General features: G+C 50.0%; 7 protein-coding genes. 6 read left to right on the top strand and 1 reads right to left on the bottom strand.

The window, feature by feature from the left end:
* Positions 1–365: 365 nt before the first annotated feature.
* Positions 366–1,676 carry a uracil permease gene (uraA, locus tag A3842_RS15080; RefSeq protein WP_074101946.1) on the bottom strand — a complete coding sequence of 437 codons (1,311 nt, stop codon included), beginning with the start codon at positions 1,674–1,676 and terminating at the stop codon, positions 366–368.
* Positions 1,677–1,981: 305 nt separating this feature from the next.
* Between uraA and A3842_RS15075 the strand changes: the two genes are divergently transcribed.
* From A3842_RS15075 to aspS, 6 genes are all read left to right on the top strand, one after another.
* Positions 1,982–4,162, top strand: a complete 2,181-nt coding sequence (locus A3842_RS15075; protein WP_074086266.1) for a RelA/SpoT family protein — start codon at positions 1,982–1,984, stop codon at positions 4,160–4,162.
* 147 nt (positions 4,163–4,309) lie between these two features.
* Positions 4,310–4,753, top strand: coding sequence for a D-aminoacyl-tRNA deacylase (gene dtd / locus A3842_RS15070; protein ID WP_074101945.1), 444 nt, complete (start codon positions 4,310–4,312; stop codon positions 4,751–4,753).
* A 213-nt stretch (positions 4,754–4,966) separates the two neighbouring features.
* Positions 4,967–5,122: a hypothetical protein gene (locus A3842_RS32560; RefSeq protein ID WP_167374628.1), complete on the top strand. Its 156-nt coding sequence runs from the start codon at positions 4,967–4,969 to the stop codon at positions 5,120–5,122.
* 224 nt (positions 5,123–5,346) lie between these two features.
* Positions 5,347–5,793, top strand: coding sequence for a hypothetical protein (locus A3842_RS15060; protein ID WP_074086269.1), 447 nt, complete (start codon positions 5,347–5,349; stop codon positions 5,791–5,793).
* Positions 5,794–6,612: 819 nt separating this feature from the next.
* On the top strand, positions 6,613–7,866 hold the full coding sequence (gene hisS, locus A3842_RS15055) for a histidine--tRNA ligase (RefSeq protein ID WP_074101944.1): 1,254 nt from the start codon (positions 6,613–6,615) through the stop codon (positions 7,864–7,866).
* A 76-nt stretch (positions 7,867–7,942) separates the two neighbouring features.
* Positions 7,943–9,721 carry an aspartate--tRNA ligase gene (gene aspS, locus A3842_RS15050; RefSeq protein ID WP_074101943.1) on the top strand — a complete coding sequence of 593 codons (1,779 nt, stop codon included), beginning with the start codon at positions 7,943–7,945 and terminating at the stop codon, positions 9,719–9,721.
* Positions 9,722–9,779 lie beyond the last annotated feature (58 nt).

The raw sequence follows: 9,779 nt of genomic DNA, 5'->3' as shown, positions 1-9,779 counted from the left end.
GAATGTACAAAGAAATCGCTCCTTTTTTGAAATGGTTGCTCGACACTTCCATTTTACCAAAGGGCGATTTCTTTTTGTGATTTTTGAAAGAATTGTAGGAACGTTCCCCCGCTTAAACAGCGGAGAGGACGGACTGATTGCGGAAAAGCGGTAGCGGTCGCCTTGCTCTCCGGATTTTTACCGCTACGGGAAATAAATAAAATCTGGAGAGCACAGCGATTGTAGCAACGGTCCGTTCGCGGAGCGTCCGCACCAAGTGCGCAAGTCCATCCAACTCAAAAACAGCGGGGCCGTCTCAAGTATCCATTTCACGGCTTTTGAGACAGCCCCTTTTTTATAGAGTATATTTATCGTATTAATTATTGTTAATGTGCTGTTTTGTCACTGCTCTGTTCATTGGATAAGCCGAGTACTTCAATTAATTTGAATAGCAGGGACAGAACCATGCCGACAATGGTTGCTAGCGCCATACCTTTAAGCACTACACCGCCAATAGTAAGTGAAATACCACTAATGCCGACCACAAGGACCAAAGTAGCCAGAATCATGTTGGTTGCTTTAGAGAAATCAACCTTTTGCTCGACAAAGATGCGCAGACCGGAAGCCGCGATGACACCGAACAGCAGCAGTGAGACGCCACCCATAACAGGCTGCGGGATATTGGCAATAATAGAGGAGAATGTTCCGGAGAACGAGAGCAGAATTGCAATTACTGCTGCGCCGCCGATCACATAGACCGAATATACTTTGGTCAGCGCCATAACGCCGATATTTTCACCATAAGTCGTATTTGGGGTAGAACCGAAGAATCCGGAAAAAATAGTGGAAATCCCGTTGCCCATCAGTGAACGGTCCAGCCCGGGATCTTTGGTCAGGTCTTTGCCGACAATGTTGCTGGTAACGAGTAAGTGGCCAATGTGCTCCACAATGACTACAAGGGAAACTGGAATAATGGTCAGGATAACCTGCCAGTCAAAGGAAGGGGTAATAATGGTGGGGTGGGAAAAGAAATGCGCTTTTGAGATCGCGTCTGTATTCACCACTTGCATAATATAGGCCAGAACATAACCGGTTACGATACCGATGAGGATATGAATGATTTTGGGGAAGCCGCGGAATAGCACTGCTCCAATTACAGTTACGCCCAGAGTTACCATGGAAAGGGTTATAGCTTTGGTATCAGGGGTCCAGTCGGTCACACTCACGCCTTCAGGGGCAATCAGTCCAGCCATGCGCGCCGCTACGGGTACTAGTTCCAGTCCGATGGTTGCTACGATAGCGCCCATAACCGCCGGAGGAAATACCACATCAATCCAGCGGGTTCCGGCATAGCGGACGATCAATGCGACTAGAATGAAAATAACCCCTGTAACGATAAAAGCGCCCAGAGCAAGCGAATATCCATGCTGGTGATCCGCCTGGTGTTTATCCAATACGCTAAGCACCGGTGAGATGAAGGCAAAGCTTGATCCGAGGTATGCTGGGATTTTGCCGCGGCAGATCAGGATGTACAGCAGTGTGCCAATACCGTTCATCAGCAGGATCATGCCGGGGTCTACCCCGAACAGATTAGGGACAAGCACCGTGCTGCCGAACATGGCGAACAAATGCTGAAGGCTCAGCAGAAAGCCCGGGCCCCAAGGGAGCTTTTGGTTAACTTGAATTTCGCGTTGCAATGGTATTCACTTCTCTTTCATGTCTAATTTATGTGAGGTTCCAAAAAACCGCCTTTACTAGATTAAATAGAACGGCGTCTTTTTACAACAACATTTTTGCAAGTGCCACGAAATTGTCTATTCTTGATACCATTCATTACCCGGATGCCATGCTATGGCAAGTGTTGACGTAATCCATCACAAGCGTCATAATTATAGACAACTTTACACTGCGGGTAGCGCAGATTTGAAACATATGGAACCTGCAAATTCAGCGAGCGCTTGCGGGTTCATTTTATTATAGAAAGGAAACGGATACGACGAGAATGGGCATAGAGCAATTAACCGAAAAGGCCGGCGCCTATATAAAAGAAAAAGATCTTCTCCGCATCCGGGAAGCTTATGAATTTGCCGATCAGGCTCATCACGGGCAGGTTCGGAAATCGGGGGAGCCATACATTCTGCATCCGCTCGCGGTCGCAGATATTGTCGTCAATATGCAAATGGATGTTATTTCCATTATTGCAGCGCTGTTGCATGATGTTGTAGAGGATACGACTGTTTCCCTGGAGCAGATCCGTGAGAAATTTGGCGATACCTGCGCGATGCTGGTAGACGGACTGACCAAGCTGGAACGAATTCGTTTCCGCTCCAAGGAAGAGCAGCAGAACGAGAACTACCGCAAGATGTTCATCGCCATGGCTCAGGATATCCGGGTCATTGTGATCAAGCTGGCAGACCGTTTGCACAATATGCGTACACTTAAGTACCAGTCGGAAGAAAGCCAGCGACGTATTTCTTATGAAACGCTGGAGATTTTTTGTCCCATTGCGGACCGGCTGGGGATTTCTGCGATCAAATGGGAGATGGAGGATATTGCCCTCCGGTATCTGAACCCGCAGCAGTATTACCGTATTGCTAACCTGGTCCACAAGAAACGTGCAGAACGGGAGCAGTTCATCGATAGCGTTATCGGCCGTATCCGTTCCAAACTGGACGAAATGGGCATCGAAGGCGATCTTTCGGGCCGTCCGAAGCATATTTACAGCGTGTATAACAAGATGAGTACGAAGAACAAGCAGTTCAATGAAATTTATGATTTGCTTGCCATCCGCATTATCGTCGACAATATTAAGGATTGTTATGCCACACTCGGCATTATTCATACTCTTTGGAAGCCGATGCCTGGCCGTTTCAAGGATTATATTGCCATGCCCAAAGCAAACATGTACCAGTCGCTGCACACCACCGTGGTGGGTCCGGGCGGAGAACCGACTGAAGTGCAAATCCGCACATGGGAGATGCACCGTACGGCTGAGTTCGGGATTGCGGCCCACTGGGCTTACAAAGAAGGCAGCGGTAATAATGTCAATCCGGAGAACCGTATGCCATTTTTCCGCGAGATTCTGGAGCTCCAGCATGAGGCGAAGGATGCCGAGGAGTTTGTAGAATCACTCAAGATGGACTTTTTCTCCGATCTCGTATTTGTGTTTACCCCTAAGGGTGAGGTTGTAGAGCTCCCGGCAGGTTCTGTACCGCTTGACTTTGCCTTCCGGATTCATACAGAGGTGGGGAACCGGACGATCGGCTCCAAGGTGAACGGGCGTATTGTGCCGCTGGACCATAAGCTGAAGACCGGGGATATCGTGGAGATTCTAACCTCGAAGAACTCTTACGGCCCGAGCCGTGACTGGCTGAAGATTGCCCAATCCTCTCATGCCCGCAGCAAGATCAAGCAATGGTTCAAGAAGGAGAAACGCGAGGAGAACGTTGAAAAGGGCCGGGAAGCGATTGAGCGTGAGCTGAAACGTCTGAACGTGGAAGTTTCGGATTGGCTCACGGAAGACAAATTGTCGGAAGTGGCCAAGAAATTCGCGTTCAATGATGTAGAAGATATGCTCTCGGCAGTGGGATTTGGCGGAATTACCGCCGCCCAAATTGCTTCCAAGCTTACAGAGAAGCTGCGTAAGGAACAGGAAGAAGCAGCCGGCCATCTGGAGCTAACTTCCCAAATGAAAGAAATCAAATCAAGTGGGGAGAAGCGCAATCAGCCGACCAACGGAGTACGTGTTAAAGGCATTGATAATCTGCTTGTTCGTTTTGCGCGATGCTGCAATCCGGTACCAGGCGACGATATTATCGGCTATGTGACCCGCGGCCGCGGCGTTTCCGTCCATCGTGAAGACTGCCCGAATATTCCCGCCGAAGGGGATGGCGAAGAATCGGCACGGGTGATCGAAGTGGATTGGGAAGGCAGCATGGAGGCCAACTATAGCGTGGATATTGAGATTACCGGCCATGACCGGAATGGACTGCTCAATGAAGTGCTGCAGGCCGTGTCCGAGAGCAAGACGAATATCTCGGCTGTCACCGGACGAAGCGACAAGAACAAAATGGCGATGATTCATATGACGATTCTGATCCGCAACACCGATCATCTGCAGTCTGTGGTCGATAAGGTGAAGCGGGTCAAGGATGTATACACAGTAAACCGGATTATGCAGTAGACATCCATGCCGCTCTTTCGCGGTACTGCAGGCGATGAGGTTTCATAGATGGCCCTCCATTTGGGTTGGCCAAATTCGCGGTTTCCATAACAACGTCCTCTGTTCGGACAACGTTATTTCAGGATAGGGCAAGGAGCTGAAAGGCTAATGAGAGTTGTAGTGCAGCGCTGCAAGGAAGCCAGGGTGAGCGTAGGCAGTGCTGTGACCGGAGCCATTGGTGAAGGCCTGATGCTGCTGGTCGGCGTTACCCATGAGGATACAGAGAAGGACGCCAAGTATTTGGCAGATAAAATAGCCGGACTTCGCATTTTTGAGGATGAGGCCGGTAAAATGAACTTCAGTGTCACCGATACAGGAGGAGCTATATTATCCGTGTCCCAGTTCACGCTATATGGGGACTGCCGCAAAGGCCGCCGTCCGAACTTTATGGCCGCAGCTGCGCCTGCCGAGGCAGAGCGGCTATATGATTACTTTAATCAAGAGCTGAGAGCCGGAGGGCTGCAGGTGGAGACCGGTGTCTTCGGCGCTATGATGGATGTGTCGCTGACCAACTGGGGGCCGGTAACGCTTCTGCTCGACAGCCGTGGCTAATCCTTAGTATCAAAATGAACCACAGAACAATAGGTATTGAATGATCCAAAGTGTCATACGAAGTTCCGTAAGGAATTGGCGTGAGGCACTTTTTTTGTTTTTGTAAAGGAATCTGGTTTCATGGGCCCCCCCCTTCTTTCGTACGGATAGACCCTACTTGAGCTGGATAAACTAGAAGGGATCGAGTATATGCAGATAGCGGGGAATCAGGTCATGAGACAATCAGAAAAGTCGCGGAGCTGGAGCAGCATTCCTGCATGCAGTGCAGGCTGCTGTGCTGAAGCTATGGCGGCAGCCAAGGGTTCCGATGATTATAGAGAACCTCAGGTGTTAAAAGGAAACAGCCGCAGTCTTTTGCCGCGCACCTGAGGATTAGGGAGTGCGGTTTTTCCTGTGTGTATCTTCAGTTCACAGCTTCGTTCTTGAAGGTAAATATCCCGGAGTTGTACCCGGGTCGTTAGAAAGCCTGTCAATGCGGGTAATAGAAAGACGAAGACGAAGACGAAACTTATTGCATCCATCTGTAATGGTCCGCAAATCCTGATCAGTGCCAGGAATTCAGTGATCTTACCATTCATAAGGAGGGAACGACCATGAGTACAAGAATTCAGGCGTATTTCAGAACCGAAAGTGAAGCGGAAGGTGCGAAGACAGCTTTGATCCCTTACGGTGTGGAAGGCATAGAAGTATCTCCATTAACAGATCCTCTGGACAAAGGAGACCACCGCAGCCGTAATATTCTGCTGCCGCTGGTGCCTTACAACAATTCATCCATGGCCGGGGGGGCTTTTGGGGTTGCAGGCGCGACAGGTTCGCTTTCTGGAGCGGCCATCGTACCGGGCATCCGGGTGGACGATGATCTGGACGACAACACAGATGCACGTAGTGCCGGTGATGTACGCAGCGGATCGGATGCAGATGACCGTAATTTGGACGATCTGCATTATGTGATGGCCCTCAAGGTACCTGAAGAAAAGCATAATGAGGTTGTTGAGGTTCTGCGCGGCAAACATGCCTTTGTGGAGATTTTTGAAGATTAATGTAGGTTCAGGCTAACGGTCTCCGGACAAGAGCTTGATTAGGGAAAGAAGGATGCTGAACATCTGAAAGGCTCCGTAACCCTTCGAGAAGGGCTTGCGGAGTTTTTTATTGGTTAATACCCAAAATATGTACTATATCTCTAGACAGAGAATAATGTTGTAGTGTAAAGTGATTTGTGGGCAAGAATTGGGGAATGTCCCGGGCAATAGAACGCTTTCTTTTCTGTAATGTAACCGTAATATTCCATTCATGATTCCTTAATATAGCGTGTTTATAATAGAGGCATGACCCCCTTTTTTATAATATATGATGATGGACCTGCAGCAATCGGCTGCAGGTCATTTTTTTTACCCGCGTGTCCAGAGGCATGTAGAGAGGATGTATTTTGTTCCATGCCTTGACTTTAGCGCAGTGGTTCAGTAGAATCTAACAATATACGATATGTTATAGTGTTTTGATGACGGGACCAAGTAATCCGTAACCCACAACCCCAGAGAAGAATCCCCGCTGAATCAGCTGTAGTCCATTAGAAGGATTAACACACTGTTTACGCGCTGGCTGTAAGGATTCTGTTGATGAACGGATGAATGACTTCCCCGAGAACGCACGGCGAAAGCAGGTAATCACAGGATTGCCGCAGGTCAGTAGCCGGAGCGCGTAGGCGGGCGTTAACCGCTTAGAGCGGGTTTAGGGATGGTTATCCTGAATCCGGAATGTGGGTGGTACCACGGGTGAATTATTGGTTATGATAATCCCTCGTCCCTGTTTGTAACAAACAGAGACGAGGGATTTTTTGTTATTTTCAGGAGGGATTGGCTGTGGCAAAGGAAAGATTTGAGAAGCCTACGGGCACGCAGGATGTGCTTCCGGGTGCAGTGGAGAAATGGCAGGTTGTTGAGAGCAAGGCGAGAGATCTCTGCCGGCGGTTCAATTACCGTGAGATCCGCACACCGATGTTCGAGCACACAGGGCTCTTTGAACGCGGCGTGGGGGAAACAACAGACATCGTGGAAGGTGAAATGTACACCTTCAAGGATAAGGGAGACCGCGATCTGGCGCTTCGTCCGGAAGGAACAGCCGGTGTAGTGCGTGCCTATGTTCAGAACAAGCTGTATGGCGAACCGGATGTCAGCAAGCTGTACTATATCGGACCTATGTTTCGTTACGAACGGCCGCAGGCAGGAAGATACCGCCAGTTCCACCAGTTTGGTATTGAAGCCTTTGGAGCGGTAGACCCGGCTATTGACGCGGAAGTAGTATCTATGGGCTATCAGTTCTACAAGGATCTGGGACTGAAGGATGTAAAGGTGGAGCTGAATTCTGTAGGGAATGCGCCCAGCCGTGCGGCTTACCGCGAGAAACTCCTGAACTTCCTGCGGCCAATGCGGGATACCCTGTGCAGTGACTGTCAGCGCCGGATGGAGCGCAATCCGCTGCGCGTGCTGGACTGCAAGGTGGACCAGGATAAATTTGGCGGCGCACCATCCATTCTCGATAGTCTGGATGAGGAGTGCACCACACATTTTGAGCAGGTCAAAGCACATCTGGATGTTATGGGTGTTGAATACAGTATTAACCCCCGTCTTGTACGTGGTCTCGATTATTACACGCATACCGCGTTTGAATATAAAGCGGCTGGTATCGGCTCGATTGATACTGTTGGCGGCGGCGGCCGTTACAACGGTCTGGTGGAAGAAATCGGAGGGCCGGATCAGCCGGGCATCGGCTTCGGAATCGGACTGGAGCGGATTCTGCTGATTCTGGAGAATCAGGGTGTGGAGCTGGAGCCAGCCAAGCCGCTGGATGTGTATTTTGTCGCACTTGGTGAATCAGCCGATATGGAGATTACGAAGCAGTTGTTCACGTTGCGAAGCCTGGGGTACTCTGCGGAACGGGATTACCTTGGACGCAAGATGAAGGCGCAGATGAAATCAGCAGACCGTATGAATGCACGGTATACAGCGATTCTGGGCGAAGATGAGCTGAGCAGCGGCGTCATAGCCCTGAAATCGATGGAAACAGGTGAACAGCGGACTGTAAGGCTGGAAGACCTGGCAGCATCACTGACTTAGGATTGACATGGATAGGAATGCACAGCAATTAATGAGACCAAATAGGTATTTTAACCATAAAGGGGTAGGATAAATTATGAGTAGAAGTCATAACTGTGGACAGCTGACATTAGGGCATATTGGCGAGACGGTAACACTGAACGGCTGGGTGCAGACCCGCCGCGATCTGGGGGGCGTGCTGTTTATCGACCTGCGCGACCGCAGCGGAATTGTGCAAATCGTGTTCAACCCGGACTACTCCGGTGAAGCGCTGCAGACTGCTGACAAGGTTCGCAGTGAATATGTGCTGTCCGTTACAGGTAAAGTTGTGAAGAGAGAGGAAGAAACCATTAACCGCAATCTGCCTACCGGCGAGATTGAAGTACAGATTACAGAAATCGAAGTACTGAATGCAGCCAAGACTCCACCATTCTTCATTGAAGATGGAGTGGAAGTCGATGAGTCCCTGCGTATGAAATACCGTTACCTCGACCTGCGCCGTCCGGAAATGTACAAGACCATGCTGCTCCGTTCCAAAGCGGCCAAAATCTTCCGCGACTTCCTGGACAGCGAAGGTTTTATCGATATCGAAACCCCAATACTGACCAAAAGCTCCCCGGAAGGCGCACGTGATTATCTGGTACCAAGCCGGGTGCATGACGGTGAATTCTTCGCGCTTCCGCAGTCGCCGCAAATCTACAAGCAGCTGCTGATGGTTGGCGGTATTGAACGTTATTACCAGATGGCCCGCTGCTTCCGTGATGAGGACCTTCGCGCGGACCGTCAGCCGGAATTCACCCAGTTCGACATCGAGACCTCATTTATGCCTCAGGACGAACTACTGTCCATGATGGAATCGCTGATGCAGCGTCTCCTGAAAGAAACAATTGGTGTGGAGGTTTCCACTCCATTCCAGCGCCTGACCTACGCCGAGGCTATGGGCAAATATGGCTCTGATAAGCCGGACCTGCGTTTTGGTCTTGAACTGGTAGAAATGAACGATATCGTAGCCGCCAGCGGTGTGAAAGTGTTCGCCTCTGTCATTGAAAAAGGCGGAGAAGTGAAGTGCCTCAACGCCAAAGGCTGCGGCACCTGGACCCGTAAGGAAATTGATGACCTGGGACCTTATGCTGCACGTTACGGCGCGAAGGGCCTGGCTTGGATTCAAGTAAAAGACGGCGAGTTCAAAGGCCCAATCGTCAAATTTTTCACGGAAGAAGAGATCGCTGCTGTGAAGGAGCGCACAGGCGCTGAAGAAGGTGACCTTCTGCTCTTCTCGGCTGACAATAAGAAAGTTGTGGCAGATGTTCTTGGGGCGTTGCGCCTGAAGATCGGCCGCCAGCTTGGCTTGATCGATGACAGTGTATTCAAATTTGCTTGGGTAACTGAATTCCCGCTTCTCGGCTATGATGAAGACCAAAAGCGTTATGTAGCGGAACACCACCCGTTCACCCGTCCTATGGACGAAGACCTGCATTTGTTCGACACAGATCCTGGTGCTATCCGCGCGCAAGCCTATGATATTGTACTTAACGGCTATGAAGTCGGCGGCGGCTCGCAGCGTATATACAAGCGCGATGTTCAGGAGAAAATGTTCGATGCCCTTGGCTTCACAACAGAAGTAGCCTATGAGAAATTCGGTTACCTGATGGATGCCTTCGAATACGGCACGCCTCCGCATGGCGGAATCGCGTTTGGGTTCGACCGTCTGATTATGCTGCTGGCAGGCCGTACCAATCTCCGTGAAACGATTGCTTTCCCAAAAACAGCAAGTGCAACCGATCTGCTGATGGATGCACCTGCACCGGTAGACGCTAGTCAATTGGAGCAGCTTCATATTAGACTGGCTCCTAAGCCAGACAAAGAAAAGAAATAAATCATTTTGAAGTTCTGTAAGCTTATGCTTACAAAACTTTGATAGGAGGCTGTACGTT

The sequence above is a fragment of the Paenibacillus sp. P3E genome, from assembly GCF_001909045.1.
GTDB lineage: Bacteria > Bacillota > Bacilli > Paenibacillales > Paenibacillaceae > Paenibacillus_AQ > Paenibacillus_AQ helianthi.
The sequence above is the reverse complement of the archived record's forward strand: the minus strand, read 5'-3'. Positions and strand labels throughout refer to the sequence as shown.

Bases quoted from the DNA above. Each gene is read 5' to 3' on its own strand.
- A3842_RS15075 (WP_074086266.1), top strand. From the start codon at position 1,982: ATGGGCATAGAGCAATTAACCGAAAAGGCCGGCGCCTATATAAAAGAA.
- dtd (WP_074101945.1), top strand. From the start codon at position 4,310: ATGAGAGTTGTAGTGCAGCGCTGCAAGGAAGCCAGGGTGAGCGTAGGC.
- A3842_RS32560 (WP_167374628.1), top strand. From the start codon at position 4,967: ATGAGACAATCAGAAAAGTCGCGGAGCTGGAGCAGCATTCCTGCATGC.
- A3842_RS15060 (WP_074086269.1), top strand. From the start codon at position 5,347: ATGAGTACAAGAATTCAGGCGTATTTCAGAACCGAAAGTGAAGCGGAA.
- aspS (WP_074101943.1), top strand. From the start codon at position 7,943: ATGAGTAGAAGTCATAACTGTGGACAGCTGACATTAGGGCATATTGGC.